This is a genomic window from Oceanobacillus zhaokaii (assembly GCF_003352005.1).
GTDB classification, from domain to species: Bacteria; Bacillota; Bacilli; order Bacillales; family Amphibacillaceae; genus Oceanobacillus; species Oceanobacillus zhaokaii.
The window spans coordinates 1,702,788-1,722,564 of sequence record NZ_CP024848.1; the positions used below are offsets into that span (position 1 = coordinate 1,702,788).

18 protein-coding genes are annotated in these 19,777 nt (G+C 36.3%); 16 read left to right on the plus strand and 2 right to left on the minus strand.

What is annotated here, in order from left to right; all coding sequences use genetic code 11:
- Nucleotides 1–94: 94 nt before the first annotated feature.
- The 3 genes from CUC15_RS08650 (at nt 95) to coaD (ending at nt 2,126) form a co-directional block, all read left to right on the plus strand.
- On the plus strand, nt 95–376 hold the full coding sequence (locus CUC15_RS08650; RefSeq protein WP_114916273.1) for a YlbG family protein: 282 nt from the start codon (nt 95–97) through the stop codon (nt 374–376).
- A 693-nt stretch (nt 377–1,069) separates the two neighbouring features.
- Nucleotides 1,070–1,624: a 16S rRNA (guanine(966)-N(2))-methyltransferase RsmD gene (rsmD, locus tag CUC15_RS08655; protein ID WP_114916274.1), complete on the plus strand. Its 555-nt coding sequence runs from the start codon at nt 1,070–1,072 to the stop codon at nt 1,622–1,624.
- Nucleotides 1,625–1,640: 16 nt separating this feature from the next.
- Entirely contained in the window at nt 1,641–2,126 is a 486-nt protein-coding gene (coaD, locus tag CUC15_RS08660) for a pantetheine-phosphate adenylyltransferase (protein WP_114918420.1), read from the plus strand.
- A gap of 55 nt (nt 2,127–2,181) precedes the next feature.
- Here the strand turns inward: coaD and ylbJ are convergent, their stop codons facing one another.
- Nucleotides 2,182–3,390, minus strand: a complete 1,209-nt coding sequence (gene ylbJ, locus CUC15_RS08665) for a sporulation integral membrane protein YlbJ (RefSeq protein WP_114916275.1) — start codon at nt 3,388–3,390, stop codon at nt 2,182–2,184.
- Nucleotides 3,391–3,716: 326 nt separating this feature from the next.
- Between ylbJ and CUC15_RS08670 the strand changes: the two genes are divergently transcribed.
- Nucleotides 3,717–4,730 (plus strand): SepM family pheromone-processing serine protease, encoded by a 1,014-nt coding sequence (locus tag CUC15_RS08670; RefSeq protein ID WP_114916276.1) that lies wholly within the window; start codon nt 3,717–3,719, stop codon nt 4,728–4,730.
- A gap of 157 nt (nt 4,731–4,887) precedes the next feature.
- On the opposite strand, the gene CUC15_RS08675 is transcribed toward CUC15_RS08670, so the two are convergent.
- A complete protein-coding gene (locus CUC15_RS08675) occupies nt 4,888–6,099 on the minus strand; it encodes a nucleotidyltransferase (RefSeq protein WP_114916277.1) in 1,212 nt (403 codons plus the stop codon).
- A gap of 215 nt (nt 6,100–6,314) precedes the next feature.
- Here CUC15_RS08675 and CUC15_RS08680 point away from each other — a divergent pair, with 215 nt between their 5' ends.
- The 12 genes from CUC15_RS08680 (at nt 6,315) to CUC15_RS08735 (ending at nt 19,728) form a co-directional block, all read left to right on the plus strand.
- Nucleotides 6,315–6,845, plus strand: a complete 531-nt coding sequence (locus CUC15_RS08680) for a YceD family protein (protein ID WP_114916278.1) — start codon at nt 6,315–6,317, stop codon at nt 6,843–6,845.
- A 45-nt stretch (nt 6,846–6,890) separates the two neighbouring features.
- Nucleotides 6,891–7,064: a 50S ribosomal protein L32 gene (rpmF, locus tag CUC15_RS08685; protein ID WP_114916279.1), complete on the plus strand. Its 174-nt coding sequence runs from the start codon at nt 6,891–6,893 to the stop codon at nt 7,062–7,064.
- A 436-nt stretch (nt 7,065–7,500) separates the two neighbouring features.
- Nucleotides 7,501–7,980 (plus strand): RsfA family transcriptional regulator, encoded by a 480-nt coding sequence (locus CUC15_RS08690; protein WP_114916280.1) that lies wholly within the window; start codon nt 7,501–7,503, stop codon nt 7,978–7,980.
- 277 nt (nt 7,981–8,257) lie between these two features.
- Nucleotides 8,258–8,635, plus strand: a complete 378-nt coding sequence (locus CUC15_RS08695) for a DUF3397 domain-containing protein (protein WP_114916281.1) — start codon at nt 8,258–8,260, stop codon at nt 8,633–8,635.
- A gap of 114 nt (nt 8,636–8,749) precedes the next feature.
- Nucleotides 8,750–10,369 carry a bacillithiol biosynthesis cysteine-adding enzyme BshC gene (gene bshC / locus CUC15_RS08700; RefSeq protein WP_114916282.1) on the plus strand — a complete coding sequence of 540 codons (1,620 nt, stop codon included), beginning with the start codon at nt 8,750–8,752 and terminating at the stop codon, nt 10,367–10,369.
- Between the two features lie 261 nt (nt 10,370–10,630).
- Complete coding sequence (mraZ, locus tag CUC15_RS08705; protein WP_114916283.1) at nt 10,631–11,062, plus strand: division/cell wall cluster transcriptional repressor MraZ; 432 nt, start codon at nt 10,631–10,633, stop codon at nt 11,060–11,062.
- Nucleotides 11,063–11,106: 44 nt separating this feature from the next.
- Nucleotides 11,107–12,084, plus strand: coding sequence for a 16S rRNA (cytosine(1402)-N(4))-methyltransferase RsmH (gene rsmH, locus CUC15_RS08710; protein WP_114916284.1), 978 nt, complete (start codon nt 11,107–11,109; stop codon nt 12,082–12,084).
- Complete coding sequence (gene ftsL, locus CUC15_RS08715; protein ID WP_114916285.1) at nt 12,084–12,458, plus strand: cell division protein FtsL; 375 nt, start codon at nt 12,084–12,086, stop codon at nt 12,456–12,458. Before rsmH ends, ftsL begins: the two co-directional genes overlap by 1 nt.
- A 15-nt stretch (nt 12,459–12,473) precedes the next feature.
- On the plus strand, nt 12,474–14,702 hold the full coding sequence (locus CUC15_RS08720) for a penicillin-binding transpeptidase domain-containing protein (RefSeq protein ID WP_114916286.1): 2,229 nt from the start codon (nt 12,474–12,476) through the stop codon (nt 14,700–14,702).
- Nucleotides 14,703–14,885: 183 nt separating this feature from the next.
- Nucleotides 14,886–16,829 (plus strand): stage V sporulation protein D, encoded by a 1,944-nt coding sequence (locus CUC15_RS08725; RefSeq protein ID WP_114916287.1) that lies wholly within the window; start codon nt 14,886–14,888, stop codon nt 16,827–16,829.
- Nucleotides 16,830–16,891: 62 nt separating this feature from the next.
- Nucleotides 16,892–18,364 carry a UDP-N-acetylmuramoyl-L-alanyl-D-glutamate--2,6-diaminopimelate ligase gene (locus CUC15_RS08730; RefSeq protein ID WP_114916288.1) on the plus strand — a complete coding sequence of 491 codons (1,473 nt, stop codon included), beginning with the start codon at nt 16,892–16,894 and terminating at the stop codon, nt 18,362–18,364.
- 2 nt (nt 18,365–18,366) lie between these two features.
- A complete protein-coding gene (locus tag CUC15_RS08735) occupies nt 18,367–19,728 on the plus strand; it encodes a UDP-N-acetylmuramoyl-tripeptide--D-alanyl-D-alanine ligase (RefSeq protein WP_114916289.1) in 1,362 nt (453 codons plus the stop codon).
- The last annotated feature ends 49 nt before the right edge of the window (nt 19,729–19,777 follow it).

Sequence of the window (19,777 nt, forward strand, 5' to 3'; positions counted from 1 at the left end):
TTGAATAAATTTTTTAAATTTTAATGGTAATTATTTGGAATACATAAAGTATCGTTAGATATCCTATATGGAAACATAATAGGGAGGGTAAGGAATGAGAACGAATCGGCAAGGTATTATCGTGTGGTTTCAACATACGAAAAATATTAAACAAATTAAGCGTTTTGGTAACTTGATTTATGTATCCAAGAAGTTAAAATATGCTGTTATTTATGTTGACCAAACGGAAATAGATAAAATCGAATATAAATTATTAAAACTGCCATTTGTTTCTAAAGTAGATAAATCTTATAAGCCGTTCATCAAAACCGACTATGAAAATGCGAAACCTGATGAGGCAAAGCAATATGATTATGATTATAAAATGGGAATATAAAAGCCATTGTAGTGAAATATCCTACAATGGTTATTTTTTATTATGGATGATATAAAGTGCGAACTAGTAGTAATTGTGATTTCAGATCTGGACAGAAGTTGCTATTCACAAGTCTTTATTCCTTTGCTAAAATTAAACCACGTTAGTTAGTGGGTAAGTAATTCTTATGTCTCTAAATTCAGTCCCCTCCCCAGCGGAAGAAATACACGAAGACTACTGGGAGTAACGGCCTCGGTGAGACTCTGAAGTGCGTTAGCACAAAGAGGCTCACCAGCCGCCCTAAGGTGCGCGTAGTGTATTTCTGGAGCGACCAGCCAGGAAGCAAATATCATCCTAAGTTAGTTCGGATTTATCTAACATAGTAGCAAATGATTGATTAAATCTAGAAAACAAAAAATCCTGCAGAGAAAGACTCTGCAGGTCCTTTTGTTTTTTAGTATAAAAAAACAAATAGGTAAAGGGAGAGGAGAAACCGGAGAAGAACTTATGGGGAAGTATAAGTCCTTCTCCGTATTGAAACAACCAAGCTAACAATTAGTTGAATCATTATGTTATTATGTACAAAGAGAAAAATAATATACCTAAACAGGGAATCTTTTCCTAACGCAGCGAGAGTTAGGTAGTCATTCTGCTGAACAAAATGCTTGTTTGTGGTAATATTAATTTTGATTAGTTGGATAACGAGGTGATGACATGCGGGTTATAGCAGGTGAATTCAAAGGAAGACAATTAAAGTCTGTCCCTGGTAAATCGACAAGACCGACAACCGATAAGGTAAAAGAGGCTGTATTTCAAGTGATGGGACCTTTTTTTGACGGTGGTATTGTACTTGATCTTTTTGCTGGAAGTGGTTCGTTAGGAATCGAAGCGATTAGCAGGGGAATGGATTCGGGTGTGTTTGTTGATAAAAATCCGAAAGCGATACATACTATTTCAGAGAATTTAAAAACAGTGAAAATAGAGGACAAGGTAGAATTATTCAGAACGGACGCCGTTCGTGCATTAAAAGCGATAGCAAAACGTGAGTTGCAATTCGATTTAATCTTACTTGATCCCCCATATAAAAAAGTCGAATACGATAAGATTTTAATAAAAATTATTGAATCTAACTTAATCAAAGAAAATGGAATTATATATTGTGAACATGATTTTGAAGATAAATTGGCAGCAAGCTATGGCCCATTATCCCTCATTAAACATGAAAATTATGGTGGGACTATTGGGATTACAATTTATCGAAGGAATTAAAAAAGGAGTTGGCATTATGGGAAAGTTGGCGATTTGTCCAGGTAGCTTTGATCCTATTACAAATGGACATTTGGATATTATCACAAGAGGCGCAAAAATATTTGAAAATGTAATCGTTACTGTCTTTAATAATCAATCTAAATCACCGTTGTTTACGGTCGAAGAGAGAATTCATTTAATGAGAGAATCAACAAAACATCTGCCGAATGTCACTGTAGATTCCTCGGATCACCTATTAATGGATTACGCTCGTGTAAAACAAGCCAATGCAGTTGTTCGTGGATTAAGAGCAGTAAGTGATTTTGAATATGAAATGCAAGTAACATCTATGAATCGGAAGCTTAATCAAGATGTGGAAACATTTTTTATTATGACAAATAATCAATACTCCTTCCTAAGCTCGAGTATTGTGAAGGAAATTGCAAAGTATAATGGTGATATTTCTGGATTGGTGCCAGATGTTGTTCTGGAAGCACTGAAAGAGAAATTTGGTCATCGATAATATTAGAAAACAACACTCTCGCTAATTATCAGTCAGAGTGTTGTTTCATTATGTTCTATTGCTTTTTTATATTTCTCCGATAAAGTATAGTGATTCCGATTCCCAAGAAAAAGAAAGTAAACAGTGCACCGTTTTCCGCTATTAAATTGAATATATTAGTCCAAACATTATAATCTGACTCTTGAAATCCTGGCATGTTGCTCGTCTGGGAGGTTTCCTTATCAAGATACAGCGGTTTGAACAAGATAATTGTTAATATACTTGCAATGCTGCCATGTAATAAACGTGCAAAGAAATACGGTAAGAATCGAATATCTGTTTTAGCTAAAATACTGGCAACCTGAGCTTGCACGGAAAACCCGTTAAATCCAAGAATAAAGCTAACCAGAATTAATTGGGGTAATAATGAGTCTGTCGTAATTTGGGTTATCATATTTGCTCCTATTGTTATTTCGAATAATCCTGATAAAAAAGGAAGCGCAAATTCGATTGGTAGACTGAACAGTGATAAGATACCTTGGATTAATTCTGCGATCGCCGGTGTAACTCCAACCAAGAAGAGGAGCTTTATTAGAACGGAAAACAAGGTTATAAAGCCTCCGACCATGACTAATGTTTTAATCGAATTTAGAACTGCATCTCCGAGAATTTCCCCGAATGGTCTTTTGTCTTTTAATCTTGTCCGATGCATTGCTTTAAAAGCCGTTGTCAAGGATACTCTCTTTTGCTTCTCCAACTTAATCCCTTTTCGATTTCTCCCATGAAACCGCATCGCAACGCCAACAATTGCGTTACTAGTATAATGACAAACAGCAATCAATATCCCTAAAGAGGCATCGTGAAAAAATCCTACAGAAATAGCACCAAAGATAAATAAAGGACTCGAATTATTTGTAAATGCGACTAGTCGCTCTGCTTCAACCTGTGTAAGTTGGTTTTCCTCTCGCAGCCTGGCAGCAATTTTCGCCCCTGTCGGATAGCCACTAGCCATTCCCATCATCCATCCAAAGCTTCCGACACCAGGTATATTAAATAATGGCCGCATAATTGGCTCAAAGAGTACCCCTATGAAATTTACAACGCCAAATGCTAGTAATAACTCTGCAGTGATGAAAAACGGCAACAGTGAAGGGAAAACTACCTCCCACCATAAGTTTAATCCACGAATACTCGCTTCCAAGGCTTGATCCGGAAACTGAATAAGTGAAATCGTAATGAAAATGGTCAATCCTGAAAAGAGTAATGTTTTTATTATTTGTATCAATGGGAGTCCCCCTACATCTAGTAAGTAAAAAGTGGCATTTTTACGGTTGATTTTACAAGTGATTTTTGGCTGGGATGCTAACCCAGGGTTCTGTACATCTAATTAACTTAGTAGTAAAATAAATTTTAGCTTGTTTAAATAATGGATTACGCTTTGTACAAGTTCTCTACTAATATACGCACTTAGAGCGGATAATTATGACATACACTTTTTTTGAAATGGAAATTGCATGGATACACATACATGTTACAAGCTAGTGTGAATATGTTTTATAATATGTGAACGGATTCTGAATAAGTATATCTGGAAGGAGTATGAGCAAAAAAATGAATGTATCGAAGAAAAATATAATCTACTTTATCTTAATCATCGCCTTTGCTTATTTAATAGCAGGATACCAACTACCTTACTATATTCAAAAGCCTGGCGGAGCAGATGCTCTAAATCCAATTATTCAAGTTAAGAATGGATTTGAAAGTGAGGGTGATATGCATCTTGTAACGGTTAGTGGTTTACAAGCAACGCCTTTGCAATATGTTTGGGCAAAGATTACTCCTTACAATGAGATATTGCCAATCGATCAGGTGTTTCCCGAAGGCACTACTCAGAATGAATACATGCAGGCGCAACTTCAAGTTATGGAAAACTCGCAGGAAGCAGCGACCGTTGTTGCATATCAAGCAGCGGGAGAGGACATCACAATTTCGTATAATGGTGTTTATGTTGCTTCTGTTGTCGAAGGAATGCCTGCAGAGGAAAAACTATTAATTGGCGATCGGATTACTGGAATTGATGGGAAAGAAATACAAGAATCAGAACAATTAGTAAGTTATGTTGAAGATAAAAAAGCAGGAGAAACCATTACAATAGACTTTGAAAGAAAAAATCAAAAAATGTCAACGGACATAATTTTGAAAGCTTTTGAAGCAATCGATAATAAAGTTGGGATTGGCATAAGCTTAGTGACCGACCGGAGTGTCGCAGTTGAACCAGAAATAGAATTCTCAAGCGGTAATATTGGAGGACCTAGTGCAGGGCTCATGTTCTCACTTGAAATTTATGACCAACTAATAGAGGAAGATTTGACAAAAGGATATCAAATAGCCGGTACAGGTGAAATTGATTACGATGGTAATGTACTACGAATCGGTGGAATCGATAAGAAAATCGTTGCGGCTGATAAAGAAGGAATTGATATTTTCTTTGCAGCAAATGAAAATGGTGCGATTGATTCAAATTATCAAGTGGCAAAACAAACCGCAGAGGAAATTGGGACTAAAATGGAGATTGTACCTGTTGATACATTTGCAGAAGCACTCAAGTATTTAGAAAATCTTTGATTTCCTTATTTTGTGAGTAGGTTGCATCTAATTTTGAAAATATTTCGCTAGCAAATCGGTAAACTAAGATTAAGCCTAACTCAAAAACAGCAGGATCTATATGCAAAATCAAAATCGACCTTCTTCGATGTAAGAGGTCGATTTTCTTTAATAGATTTTAATGGATAATTGGTCCTTTGTATTCTTGTTTAATTGCCTGTATTCTTGCTTCCGGCGGGAGAATACTATAATACGCATTACTTGCTCTTTCTTCTATTCTAAGCATCAGTGGTGCATCACGCTTAATGTTTGAAAAAATCGGGACCTCCATTTTCTTTTTTTTCATATTTAAGTAATTTTTACCAGTATTGGTTAATCCAAGTACTCGGACATAAGGTACAGAAGGTTGATCAATGATAGACGTAATTTCAGACTTTTTCGTATTGGTTAGGAGATGAACAAATAATCGTTGAATCCTCGTCCATGTATAGCGTTTCGTTTTAATTAATGTCACCCATTGCTGAAATGAAGTTGCCTGTTTCGCAGTTCTTTTGATACGATGCTCTAATCCTTCATCAATCCCGTGAATCATGCCCAGTTCCTCTAACGGCATTGTCATCGCCCGGTAATGAAGAATTGGAAAGTAAAGTTCCCATGTATGCCAAAATGATGCCATGCGATTATAGGATTGTAATTGAATTACAGTTTCTTTTGGTATGGTCTGTTTTACAGTAGCCGATAGCTCATTATGCTCTATTAATAGTTTTCGGATGCTTGTTGCACTAGCGATATTACTAGTTATCGACTCATCATGATAATTATTCTTTGTTCGTTTTATTGTAATGGGATCAATTGGCAGCTCATTATCTAAAATTGCTCTTACATAGCTAAATCCAAGAATATTATTCGGCTTTGCAAGGTCTATCTCTTTCGTTGTTAAGTTAATCTGCTCATATGCAGCTCGGCTTGCCTCTGGAAATGACTTTCCGTCTGCTAGCACTTGTTTTAATGCAAGATTATAGATGTTCTCATTATTTTTAAATGTTTCGTAGCTACTTAGAAAAGGGGAAATGTTTCCAGATTCACTTCCGAAACAAATACTCGATACACCAATCTCATTTAAAATATGTACTGCCCCATGCGCAAAGATATCACTATTTTGTACTGCATATACATACGGAAGCTCAAGGACAATATCGATACCGGATTTTATTGCAGCTTTCGTTCGATGATATTTATCAATAATGGCCGGTTCCCCGCGTTGTAAGAAACTACCACTCATGACAGCAATGATACAATCAGCGTCTGTCGCTTTTTTTGATTCCTCTATATGATACATATGTCCATTGTGAAATGGATTATATTCAACAATTAGGCCGGTGGCTTTCATACATTCAGCTCCTATAGTATAATGGAATTATTGTATCAAAAAAATAAGTCAATAGCATCTTTGATTTAATTAACATTATGATCAGAACAATGCTAAGCTTATAAAAAATTTCATGCTATGATAGGTGAAGTGTGTTAATGTATCTGTAAAGAAAATATGTTGACAAAAGTACATTTTTCTTTTAAAATTACTCTTGTTGCCTTGAGGTGATAATAATGAAATTTGCATTAAGTCAAATTAAAAAAAGTGCTTATAATGAACCGTTTAAATTTGATGATTATGTGGATGTTTCTGAACTGGAAACGATGAATAATGATATACGTAAAATACAGCCCGTAAGAGTACACGGGTATTGTAGCGTACAAGGAGAACAAATCTTATGCTCTTTTGAAATTGAAGGAGAAATGATTTTACCTTGCGCACGTACACTAGTGGATGTACCTTATTCGTTTAAAATTGAAGCGACAGAGGTTTTCACCACATCATCTTATTATAGTACAGAAGAAGAGGAAGATGAAATTCATCCAGTAAATGGAGAAGTGCTTGACTTAACTCCATATATAGAGGAAAATATTTTATTAGAGATTCCTTTTCGTGTATTTTCTAATGAAGCAAACCCTGAGAATGCTGCTCCGATTAAAGGGCAGGACTGGGAATATGTTACAGAAGAAAAGAAAGAAAAAACGATAGATCCACGTTTTCAAAAATTGGCGTCATTACTTGAAAATAAACAGAAAGACAAATAAGAATAAACATTCAAACTTTGCTTTCATTTGAAGGAGGTGTTTGTCGTGGCAGTACCTAAACAAAGAACGTCTAAAAAAGTTAAAAATCAACGTCGTACACACAAAAAATTACTTGTACCTGGCATGGTAGAATGTTCAAATTGTGGAGAATTAACTAAATCACACCACGTTTGCAAATCTTGCGGACATTACGATGGTAAAGAAGTAGTTGCTAACTAATCTTCTAGAATACAAATAAAAAACAGATCACATTTTGTGGTCTGTTTTTTATTTTTGTTTTATTCGTCTCGTTTGTTGGTCATATAAAGTCCGAACTATGTAGTTTTTTCAATTGCTCTCTGGCCAGTCGCTCCTGAAATACACATCGCTTTCCGTGGGGAGCTGGTGAGCCTTATTCCCAAAGGAGTCTCGGTGTGTTTCTTCCACTGGGTTTGTGCCTATACTACTGATTGTTCCGCAACTATCAATAAGCTGAAACTCTACAAAAAAATACTGTCCACTTGCTACAATCACAGTTTGTCACTAGCATGTTTTCCTATAAATAGCAATATTCTTTTATAAAACAGCCTATTTTTAATCATAAAAAATGTAAACATGTATTCTAGCTTTCCTATTTTTTGCATACATTGATACCAAAGTGATAAGGAGGGGTGTAATGAACGAGACACGTCAGGATGCCTGGACTAAGGATGAAGATATTCTGTTGGCAGAAACGGTACTGCGCTATATTAGAGAGGGTAAGACGCAGCTGGAGGCGTTTAAGGAAGTAGCGGAACAGTTGTCACGTACATCTGCAGCATGTGGATTTAGGTGGAATGCAACAATCCGTAAACAATATCAGGATGCAATTCAGTTAGCGAAAGAGGAAAGGAAGCACGGGGGCAGAAAGGATATATGGAAATTTGTGAAAGCGGATAATCCCGAGCTTGATACGATAGATTCCGCAATTCTATTATTAGAGAAGATGAGAACCAAATACCCTGATGAACATCACATACTGCAAATAGAGAAAGAAAAAGTGGTTACATTAGAATTAGAAAACAAACAATTGAAAGAAGCACTTTTAAGATATGATCATGCATGGGAAGAAATGGGGAAACTCTGGAGCTGGGTAAAGCAAAGTAAAAATGATTAAACCGATAAAAGACATGAATGCAAATAATGGCATTCATGTCTTTTATCGGTTTAGTAAACGATTTTGAAAAATCAAGTAGTTTATAAGAATTCATTATAATACAGCGTCGATTATTTTGAAATTAAAGGCTATTATAGAAATTAGTTTAATATTTTTACCCTAAAGATAATTCTATTTGGTACAATATATAAGAATTGTAATAGCGCTTTGATATGAAGAGTACATAATCGATTCTCCTTATTAAGGAGTAAAAGTATAAAGGAGTAAACTCAAAATAATGGTGGATGTTATCATCTATATAATTGCATTCTTAACGACAGTTCCATTTGTTCTAACAGCACTTATTTATTATTTTTTCATTAAATTTCACCAACCAGTCTGGAAGGCGGTTCATAGTGCGGTAAATTGGACTACACTTTTTTATATGATAGCTGTAGTTTTAATATTAAATATGACGTTCGATCTCAATGTTATTGGTATTGTATTAGTTTTTTATCTCTTTTTACTAGGATTGTTTATTTATTTGCAATGGAAATTCGAAACGGAAGTAAAGATTACGAAGGCATTCAAACTAGCTTGGAGAATATATTTTCTGCTTTTTCTATTCTTATATATCTGCCTTGTTATCATTGGAATTATTATAGAACTAATATAAACTATAATTACAAAGTAAGGTTCGGATTATTCTTAAAACAGAATACGTGAAATACAACAGAAAACACTGTACAATACATTCTGGAGATAAAGATACAAAAGGAGCAAGGAATTTATGTGGATTAACCCGATAAAGCTAACGAAACAAGCAAAGCTAATAAATGATTATAGAAATAATAAGGCAGAGATAATGCAGTTTTTTGATTATAAGCCATTTGATGATTATCAGAAACGAATCCAGGATTTAAATGCACGTTCTTTTAATCGTAAAGGTTTAACAAAGGTTTTACATAAAATCAATGGGGAATGGGGAGCGCCAGCATCAACATTCATAAATATAGAAAGGATTAATCAGGATAACAGTGTTGTTGTAATCGGGGGGCAGCAAGCTGGATTACTAACTGGGCCATTGTATACAATTAATAAAGTTATTTCGATTATTCAGTTTGCAAAACAAAAGGAAGCTGAATTAAATATTCCAGTTATCCCAGTGTTTTGGATTGCTGGGGAAGATCATGATTTTGAAGAAATGAACCATATACATTTACCGGAAAAGAACCGATTGAAAAAATATAAAATAGCCCAACAGAATATCGGAAAATGCTCCGTTTCGCACATTCCACTTGATGAGAGAGAGAGCAAGGATTGGCTTGATAATTTATTTGTTCAATTAATGGAAAGCGAGTATACAAAGGACTTGTACGACATTATGAATGCTTGTCTAGTAAAGTCTGCTACCTATACGGATTTCTTTGCACGTGTTATTTATCAATTGTTTGATGATGAAGGGTTAGTTTTGATTGATTCTGCTCATCCACTTATACGTGAAATGGAAAAAGAACATTTTGTTCATATGATTGAAGCCCAACCGGAAATTAGTTTAGGTGTATATCGTACATCAGAGCAATTAAAGCAAGAACAATATTCTCTCGGCTTAGATGTTACGCTTGATGACGCGAATCTTTTTTATCATAAAAATAATGAACGGATCTTATTAACTAGAAATCAAAATCAGGAATGGGTTGGAAAACAAGAAGAAATAACATTTACAACTGAGGAATTAATGGTAATTGCCAAGAGTACTCCATCATTATTAAGTAATAATGTAGTCACTCGACCTTTAATGCAAGAATTATTATTTCCTTCGTTAGCGTTTATAGGTGGTCCTGGAGAGATTAGTTATTGGGCGCAATTGAGGGCTGCTTTTCATGCGCTGGGGATAAAAATGCCTCCAGTAGTTCCACGATTATCTCTAACCTATGTCGAACGGAATATAGAAAAAAGAATTAATAAATATGATTTGGATATCGAATTCATTGTAAACCATGGTTTAACCGATTTTAAAAATGATTGGCTCGCGGCAAAGGTTAATCCTCCCGTACATAAATTAGCGGATGATTTGAAGGAGATAATTAGGCAAGCACATGCACCATTAAGAAATATTGCCGCTGAATTACGAGTAGATCTTCGTGAATTGGCAGATAAGAATTTACTGTATTTACATCGTGATGTTGAGTTTTTAGAAAAAAGAATTGTAAGAACGATAGAAGAAAAATATGAAATAGAGATTTCTGAGTTTGACCGAATTAATTTAGCTTTACATCCTGAGGGTGGGCTTCAAGAACGGATGTGGAACCCATTGCCATTTTTAAATTTGTATGGGAAAGAATTTTTAAAAGAGGCGTTGAAGCAATCCTATTCATTTAAAGAGGAACATTACATCGTTTATTTATAATCTGATATACAATTTAGAATTTCTATCGACTAATCATTTGCTATCGAAAATAGCAGTTTTTGGGAATAGTCCCCCACTAGCTCCCACAATGTAATATTAATATAATGAAAAGCTGTCAAACCTTGGTTTGACAGCTTTTTCTATGAGGGTAAAATTAACGAATTCACCTGGATTAAAATGTAAATTTACTATTTTAGATAAATGGGTGGTGAAGAGTGGGGGGATGTGGTAATATAAAAAATAGAAAGTGGGGCGTACTATATGTTCATGGGAGAATATCAGCATAACATTGATCTGAAAGGTCGGATAATCGTCCCATCCAAGTTTCGTGAAGAACTTGGAGAATCTTTTGTTGTGACCCGTGGACTTGATAAATGTTTATTTGCGTATCCAATGGATGAATGGGAAATCCTAGAGGACAAGTTAAAGAAACTCCCATTAACTAAAAAAGATGCTAGAGCATTCACCCGGTTTTTCTTTTCTGGAGCAGTTGAATGTGAAGTAGATAAACAGGGAAGAATAAACATTCCGCAAACACTTAGAAGTTATGCTGTTCTTGAAAAAGAATGTGCAGTAATTGGTGTATCAAACCGGATCGAAATTTGGTCGAATGATAATTGGCAGGAATATGTTTCAACATCTGAGGAATCATTTGCTGAGATTGCCGAGAATCTAATGGATTTTGATATATAAGTTAAAGCGGGACTTTGATAAAGAAAAGTGGGTGGATCATTTAAATGTTTGAACATTATAGTGTACTTAAAGAAGAGACTATCAACGGACTTGCTATTAAGCCTAGTGGTACATATGTCGATTGCACAGTTGGCGGTGGCGGTCATTCAGAAGAAATTGCATCAAGATTAAATGAAGACGGGCTATTAATAGCATTTGATCAAGATTTAGATGCGTTAGCAGCAGCGAAAGAGAGATTGTCTAAGTATCAAGACAATATTCTTTTTGTCCATTCAAATTTCCGTGGACTGGAACAAAAATTGTCCGAACATGATATTACGCATGTTGATGGAATTTTATTTGATTTAGGTGTTTCTTCTCCTCAACTTGATAGAGGGGAAAGAGGCTTTAGCTATCAACATGATGCACAGCTCGATATGAGGATGAACCAAGATCAGGAATTGACAGCATTTGAAATTGTCAATACATGGTCTTACAATCAATTAGTTTCGATTTTCTTCAAATATGGAGAAGAAAAATTTTCAAAACAAATCGCTAGAAAAATTGAAGCATACCGAGAAACAGCAACGATAAATACGACACATGAACTAGTTGAAATTATTAAAGAGGGTATTCCTGCAGCAGCGAGAAGAACAGGTGGTCATCCAGCTAAACGTATTTTCCAAGCATTGCGAATCGCAGTAAATGATGAACTTGAGGCTTTTAATGATGCATTGCACCAAGCAGCAAGGGTAATAAGTCTGGAGGGGAGAGTTGTTGTCATTACTTTCCATTCTTTAGAAGACAGACTTTGTAAGCAGGCATTTAAGAAATGGAGTACGGCGAAAGAGACCCCTAGAAACCTTCCTGTACTACCAAAAGATCATGAGGCGCCATTTAAATTGATTACGAAGAAGCCGATTATCGCAGGAAATAGCGAATTAGAGGATAATCGCAGATCTAGATCAGCAAAACTACGAATAATAGAAAAAGTAAAGAACTGGGGAAATGAATTTGCTTATGAGGAAGGGTGGAAAAAATAATGAATACAAATTATGCACGTAGCTGGCAACAATCAAGTCCGCAGCAAGCCCCAAAAAAGGATAAGAAAGTAGCTGTCAAAGTAAAGAAGCAAGGTTGGGTTACAAAGGGAGAAAAAGTAATTTATTCCATTTTTTCTGTAGCTCTTATTGCAATTTCCATTTTTATTGTATCTTTTTCTTCTTCTACTGATGCACTAAATCGGGAATTACAAACACTGGAGAAAACAGCACAAAGCCTCGAACTCAAGAACGAAGCTCTCCAATTTGAAAAGAAAGAGCTCAGCAGACCTGAACGAATCATTGAAGTAGCGAAGAAAAATGGCTTGAAAATTCAAGATGCTGAAGTAAAACAGGCACACGCATTCAACAATTAGCAAGGGGCATTTATCATGAGGAAAAATAAAACAACACACGTAGTGGCAGGAGTCCTGCTCCCATTATTCATTATAGCCTTCATTGTTTTGACAGGAAGGTTCATGTATATTCAAGCAACAGGTGTTGTTGATGGTGTTTCTTTAGATGAATGGGCTAAACAAAAACGTACATCATCTTATCCTCTGTATGCAGAACGTGGAAAAATCTATGATAATAATGGGATGACTTTAGCTTACGATAGACCGATTTTTCGAATGTATGCGGTTGTTGATGAAAAACATTCCGAGAAATCGGACACACCTAGACATGTAACTAATCCTGAAAAAACAGCAGAATTAATAGCAGAAGTATTGGAAGTAGAAACGGAAGATATATTAATGCCAATACAGAATGGCATAGAAAATGACCGTTTTCAAGTCGAGTTCGGAAATATAGCGAACGAGTTATCGCAACAACAGCGAGACGATATCCTCGAATTAAAACTACCAGGAATTAATTTTGAAAAAGACTCCATCAGATATTATCCAAATGGAATGTTTGCGTCTCATATCATTGGATTCGCAAGAGAGACGGAAGTACAAAAAGAAAAAGAAATCAAGAATGAAATAACTGGCATCGCGGGAATTGAGAATGAAATGAATGATATTTTGGGTGGGAAAAATGGTTTTATCTCCTACCAACGTGATAAATACAATAATCGACTGCTTAATCCGAATGAGATTATCCGGGAACCAGAGGATGGAAATGATGTTTATTTAACACTAGATCAAAAGATTCAAACTCTTGTAGAGGATGTACTTACAGAAGTAGACGAGGAATACAATCCTAAAAGAGTAACAGCAGTCGTTATGGATCCGAAGACCGGAGAAGTGCTCGCAATGAGTAGTCGGCCAAGCTATAATCCCAATAACCCAGCAAATGTTGAAAATTGGTATAATGATGCAGTTTCTAGCCCGTTTGAACCCGGATCAACGATGAAGATATTTACTTGGGCGGCGGCGATTGAAGAAGGTGTATATAATGGAAGTGAAGGCTTTAAATCTGGAAGCTATAGAGTTAATGAGAAAATTACACCAATCCATGACCATAATAACGGAAAAGGCTGGGGAACAATTTCCTATGATGAAGGGTTTGAACGTTCCTCTAACGTTGCAGCAGCAAAACTAGTTTGGGAAAAACTAGGGGCCGATAAATACCTTGAATACTTACATGCATTTGATTTTGACAAAGTGACAGGGATCGATCTACCTGGTGAGGTCGCAGGACAAATTCTATATAATTGGCCACTCGAAAAGATTACAACATCATTCGGACAAGGTACGACATTAACACCAATTCAGCAAATGAAGGCAGCAACTGCAATTGCAAATAATGGTAAAATGCTTCAGCCATATGTTATTCAAAAAATTGTTGATTCATCAACAGGGGACATAATTGAAGAAAAGTCACCGAATGTTGTGGGGGAACCAATTTCTGAAGAGACTGCGAAACAAGTACGGTCATTACTTGAATCAACTGTCACCTCTGAGGATGGAACTTCTGGAAGATACGAATTGCAGGATTACTCTGTTGGCGGGAAATCGGGTACTGCGCAAATCCCTAATCCTAATGGAGGCTATTTAACAGGAAAGGATAATTATATATTTTCATTTCTTGGGATGGCTCCAATTGATGACCCACAGCTAATGATGTATGTTTCTGTTCAACAACCAGAGCTGGAAACTACAGAAACTGGATCCATGCCTGTATCATTTATTTTTACAAATGTAATGGAAAATGCTTTGCATTATCTTAATATCGACCCTGATAAGGATACAGAGGATATTGTTAATTTAATAGAAATCCCTAACTTAGCGAAAGGGAAGGCAGCAGATATAGCTAAAAACTTAACTGACCAAGGTGCAACCGTTACAACCATTGGTAATGGAAGTAAGATTGTATCAGCTAATGTAAAAGAAGGCGACACAGTTCTATCGCAAGAACGGATTATGTTGGTAACTGACAAGCCGACAATGCCTAATATTATCGGTTGGTCTGTTCGGGATACGTTAGAATTGGCTGATCTATTAAAATTAAAAGTTGAAATACTCGGCAATGGTTTTGCGGTGACGCAAAATATTAAAGAAGGTACTGCGCTTAAGGAAAATGATTATCTTGGGATAGAATTCAAGATTCCAACTATGCCTGACGAGGAATTAGAGGATGCAACTGAAAACCCAGAAGATGAGACTGGAAATGAGTAATATTTGCAATAGGTAAATCAAGAAAGTATAAAAATTTCCCTGATTAATTTCCATGACAGTAGAAGCCGAGTCCAGCTCCAGCGCCCAAACTAGCTTTAAGCTTTTGTTCGCGAAACAGTGTTCTATTCAGTTTTTGACAATCATATAGTGGATACAAGCCTACCTATGAAAAGAGGATGGAAAATGAAACGTGTATCTACTATAGTCGTTAGAAAAAGGATAGTCACTGTTTTTCTTTTTGGATTGTTAGTGTTAGCAGTAATTTGCGTTCGTTTAGGCTATGTACAGTTCGTTATTGGTGATCGTTTGATGGCACAAGCGAACGAATTATGGACAAGGGATATCGTGTTCGAGCCTGAACGAGGTCTTATATTAGATGAGGATGGGGAGGTATTAGCAGAGAATGTTACTGCACCTTCACTAGTCGTAATGCCTAGGCAAATCAAAGATCCAGAGGAGACAGCGGGGAAACTTGCAAGTGTATTAGATGTATCTGTTGATAAGATTTATGATCAGATTACAAAATCAAGATCAAGTGTGAATATTCGTCCTGAAGGTATTAAAATATCCGAAGAACAAGAATTAGCGATACGTACTTTAAATATGGATGGTGTCTACCTTGCTAAAGATTCAAAACGACATTATCCATATGGGGATTATTTATCTCATGTGCTTGGCTTCGCTGGAATAGACAATCAAGGGCTGATGGGTCTTGAACTTTATTATGATGAGCAATTAAGTGGAGATGAAGGAAGTTTATCCTTTTACTCAGATGCTAAAGGACGAAGATTAGATGATTTCGCAGACATTTACAGTCCACCAAAAGATGGGTTGAATTTGAAGACGACGATCAATTCAAAAGTACAGACAATTATGGAAAGAGAACTTGATCTAGCCGTTTCAAAATATAATCCAGATGGTGCGATTGCAATTGCTGTTAATCCAAAAACTGGTGGCGTACTTGGCATGTCAAGCCGACCTAATTTCAATCCAGAAAATTATCAAGAAGTAGATGCTGCAGTTTTTGACCGTAACTTACCAATCTGGAGTACATATGAACCAGGATCAACATTCAAGATTATCACTTTAGCTGCAGCATTGGAAGAAGATGTTGTGGATTTAGAAAGTGATCACTATTTTGATGATGGAGAGATAACAGTTGGTGGTGCACATCTCCATTGCTGGAAGCGTGGAGGTCATGGAGATCAAAGCTATCTTGAGGTAGTTCAGAACTCCTGTAACCCAGGGTTTGTAAATTTAGGATTGATGCTTGGTAAGGAGAAGCTATTTTCATATATCGATAAGTTTGGGTTTGGGCAAAAAACAGGGATTGACTTACAAGGTGAAGGTTCTGGAATTCTATTTAAACTTGAAAATGTTGGACCTGTTGAACTTGCAACGACAGCATTTGGCCAAGGTGTATCTGTAACCCCAATTCAGCAAGTAATGGCAGTAGCTGCAGCTGTAAATGGTGGTTACTTATATGAACCACATATTGCGAAAGAGTGGATTGATGCAAAAACAGAGCAGACAGTTGAGTCCGTGGAACCTGTTTTAAAAGAAAGGGTTATTTCAGAAACAACATCTGAAGAAATTCGTTACGCGCTTGAAAGTGTTGTTGCACAAGGGACAGGCAGGCCTGCATATGTTGAAGGGTACCGGGTAGGCGGAAAAACCGGAACAGCGCAAAAAGTAGGCCCAGACGGAAGGTATATGCAAAATAATCATATCGTTTCATTTATTGGTTTCGCCCCTGCAGATGATCCTGAAATTGTAGTCTATGTTGCTATCGATAATCCAAAGAATACCGTACAATTTGGTGGAACAGTTGCAGCACCAATTGTTGGGTCCATCATTGGTGATAGTATGAGGGCAATGGAAGTAAAACCGAGAACGGATGGATTGGAAAAAGAATACCTTTGGCCAGAACAGCCAAAAGTTGAGGTGCCAGACCTGATTGGTCACACGAAGAGTGAAATTGCAGAGATGATGGTTAATCTATCGATTGAGACAAGTGGAACAGGAGATTACATTATTGATCAGGCACCAAGTGCAGGTTCTAAGCTAGAGGAAGGCGCTCAGGTGAGAATTTATTTAGGAGATAAAAAGACTCAAGAGACAGAATAGAGTTTTACCAAATCAAGTTTGCCTTAAAATTGTTGGTCATTAATGAATAAAGGATGTTTGTTATGAAATTAAAAGAATTGCTTTCAAGTCTATCTTTTTATAACAGAAATTCATTAATTGAGGACGTAGAAATAACGAATATTGCCATTGATTCCCGTGAGGTAAAGCAAGGAAGTCTGTTTATTTGTATTGCTGGATTTACAGTGAATGGTCATCAATATGTTAAAGAAGCAGTAAATAATGGGGCAGTTGCTATTATTGCTGAACAAGAAGTTACCGCACCCGTTCCAGTGATCTATTTAACAGATACCCATCGGGCTTTAGCAATGCTTGCGGCTAAATTCTACCATTATCCTACACATAAGCTTGCATTAATTGGTGTGACTGGCACAAATGGAAAGACAACAATTACCTATTTGTTAGAAAGAATGTTTAATACGAATAACATTAAGACAGGTGTAATTGGTACAATTCAGACGAAAATTGGGCACCAAACTTATCCGGTAGAAAATACGACACCAAATGCGCTGATTTTACAACGAACATTCCATGAGATGGTTGATGCCGATGTGGAACAAGCAATCATGGAAGTATCCTCCCATGCACTTGATTTAGGAAGGGTATATGGCTGTAAATTTGATATAGCAATCTTTACGAACTTATCTCAGGATCATTTGGATTATCATAAAAATATGGATGATTATTTCCATGCGAAAAGTCTGCTCTTTGCCCAATTAGGGAATAGCTATCATAACAACGAAAAAAAGTTTGCAGTCATAAATGAAGATGACCCTGTAAGTAATTTATTAAAACGAAGTACAGCACAGCAGGTGATCACTTATGGTTGTCACAACAAGGCAGACATTATGGCTAGAGATATTGCGCTCACTGCCAAGGGGTCTACGTTTTATTTGGTTACGCCAATTGGAAATATAACAATAAAAAGTAAGCTAATTGGCATGTTTAATGTTTATAATATGTTAGCTGCGACTGCTGCTGCAATTGTAGCAAAAATACCATTAACCATTATAAAGATTGCACTGGAAAACATTTCAAGTATCGATGGTCGTTTTGAAACGGTATCGTTAGGACAACCGTATAGTGTCATCGTTGATTACGCGCATACACCAGACTCACTTGAAAATGTCCTGCAAACGAGTAAGGAAATAGCGAAACGAAAAGTATATGTTGTCGTCGGATGTGGCGGGGACCGTGATCGTTCTAAGCGCCCGTTAATGGCAGCAATTGCTTTAAAGTATGCAGATTACGCAATTTTTACATCGGATAATCCGAGAACGGAAGACCCTAAAGTGATCCTAGATGATATGACAAAAGAATTGACAGAGCCGCAGAAATTTGAGGTCATTATTGAGAGAAAAATAGCAATAAATAAAGCTATTCAATATGCTAGAAAAGATGATATTGTATTAATTGCAGGCAAAGGTCATGAAACCTATCAACAAATTGGTCACGTCAAATATGATTTTGATGATCGTGAAGTAGCTAGAGAAGCAATTAAAGCTAAGGAGAAATGAACATGTTATTTACTACAAATTGGTTATCTGAAATATTTACGAATTTCAGTGGCGATGTTAAAAAGCCGATAGAAATTGATACTGTTAATACTGACAGTCGAGTACAAATAGGGAATTCTTTATTTGTACCGATTGTTGGTGATAATTTTGATGGGCATGAATATGTCAATCAAGCCGTCGAAAACGGAGCGATAGCATTATTATGGGAAAGAAAGAAGAGTGTCCCGGCATCAATCCCAACTGAATTTCCTGTTTTTTACGTAGAGGATACTATTGCTGGATTGCAACAGTTAGCAACAAATTATCGAGATGTTATAAATCCGATTGTTGTCGGCATAACCGGTTCTAACGGAAAAACAACAACGAAGGATTTAGTAGCTGCTATGGTGAAGTCTACATATAGAACACATTACACGGATGGGAATTTTAATAACCATATTGGTTTGCCATTGACAATATTATCGATGGAACGTGATACAGAAGTTCTTGTACTTGAAATGGGTATGAGTGGCTTTGGTGAGATTGATTTATTATCCAAAATTGCTAAACCAGACTATGCAATAATAACGAATATCGGTGAGTCCCATATTGAATTCCTTGGTTCAAGGGAAGGTATTGCCAATGCAAAATTAGAGATTATCAATGGGCTTAAGAAAGATGGTGTCTTAATAATTGATGGTGACGAGCCCTTGCTTAATCAATTAAATAATTATCCAAATACAATAGCATGCGGTTTTAATATTGAAAATGACATTGTGATTCGCAATGTTAATATATCATTAGAAGCAACAAGCTTCACTTTATCTGATGGAACATATTATGATGTTCCATTGTTAGGAAAACACCACGCAAAAAACGCAACCTATGCTATTATATTAGGGGAGCAATTGGGAATCGACATCCATAAGAGAAAGACCGCATTACTTGGTTTAAAGCAGACTTCTATGCGTTTTGAATTGATGAAAGGGAGACATGGTGTATCCATCATCAATGATGCATATAATGCTTCACCAACGTCGATGAAAGCTGCAATTGAAGTAGTGAAGCAGATGGAAGGATTTACTAGCAAGGTATTGGTACTTGGTGATGTTTTAGAGTTGGGAGATCATTCAGAACAAATGCATCAGTCGATTGCTGAAGTGATTCAATCGCCAATTACAGCAGTCTTTACTTTTGGCAATCATTCGAAGTTGATTTCAACTGCTGTAATGGAGAAAAATGAAACAATAGCTTGTAAACATTTTACTGAAAAAGCTGCAATACTTCAGGCACTTGAACCATACTTAGAAAAAGAAGCGGTCCTTTTGTTTAAAGCTTCAAGGGGATTACAATTTGAAACAATAATAAAGGAAATTTTGAACTAATCCACTATAAGTGCGTGTTCAAAAAGGGCCGAGTCGGTAGAAACATCGA

What these genes read in the sequence shown, in the direction of transcription:
- bshC (WP_114916282.1), top strand. Translation starts at nt 8,750, where the DNA reads ATGTGGATTAACCCGATAAAGCTAACGAAACAAGCAAAGCTAATAAAT.
- rsmD (WP_114916274.1), top strand. Translation starts at nt 1,070, where the DNA reads ATGCGGGTTATAGCAGGTGAATTCAAAGGAAGACAATTAAAGTCTGTC.
- CUC15_RS08695 (WP_114916281.1), top strand. Translation starts at nt 8,258, where the DNA reads ATGGTGGATGTTATCATCTATATAATTGCATTCTTAACGACAGTTCCA.
- rsmH (WP_114916284.1), top strand. Translation starts at nt 11,107, where the DNA reads ATGTTTGAACATTATAGTGTACTTAAAGAAGAGACTATCAACGGACTT.
- coaD (WP_114918420.1), top strand. Translation starts at nt 1,641, where the DNA reads ATGGGAAAGTTGGCGATTTGTCCAGGTAGCTTTGATCCTATTACAAAT.
- CUC15_RS08675 (WP_114916277.1), bottom strand. Translation starts at nt 6,099, where the DNA reads ATGAAAGCCACCGGCCTAATTGTTGAATATAATCCATTTCACAATGGA.
- CUC15_RS08720 (WP_114916286.1), top strand. Translation starts at nt 12,474, where the DNA reads ATGAGGAAAAATAAAACAACACACGTAGTGGCAGGAGTCCTGCTCCCA.
- mraZ (WP_114916283.1), top strand. Translation starts at nt 10,631, where the DNA reads ATGTTCATGGGAGAATATCAGCATAACATTGATCTGAAAGGTCGGATA.
- CUC15_RS08730 (WP_114916288.1), top strand. Translation starts at nt 16,892, where the DNA reads ATGAAATTAAAAGAATTGCTTTCAAGTCTATCTTTTTATAACAGAAAT.
- CUC15_RS08670 (WP_114916276.1), top strand. Translation starts at nt 3,717, where the DNA reads ATGAATGTATCGAAGAAAAATATAATCTACTTTATCTTAATCATCGCC.
- CUC15_RS08650 (WP_114916273.1), top strand. Translation starts at nt 95, where the DNA reads ATGAGAACGAATCGGCAAGGTATTATCGTGTGGTTTCAACATACGAAA.
- CUC15_RS08735 (WP_114916289.1), top strand. Translation starts at nt 18,367, where the DNA reads ATGTTATTTACTACAAATTGGTTATCTGAAATATTTACGAATTTCAGT.
- CUC15_RS08680 (WP_114916278.1), top strand. Translation starts at nt 6,315, where the DNA reads ATGAAATTTGCATTAAGTCAAATTAAAAAAAGTGCTTATAATGAACCG.
- ftsL (WP_114916285.1), top strand. Translation starts at nt 12,084, where the DNA reads ATGAATACAAATTATGCACGTAGCTGGCAACAATCAAGTCCGCAGCAA.
- CUC15_RS08690 (WP_114916280.1), top strand. Translation starts at nt 7,501, where the DNA reads ATGAACGAGACACGTCAGGATGCCTGGACTAAGGATGAAGATATTCTG.
- CUC15_RS08725 (WP_114916287.1), top strand. Translation starts at nt 14,886, where the DNA reads ATGAAACGTGTATCTACTATAGTCGTTAGAAAAAGGATAGTCACTGTT.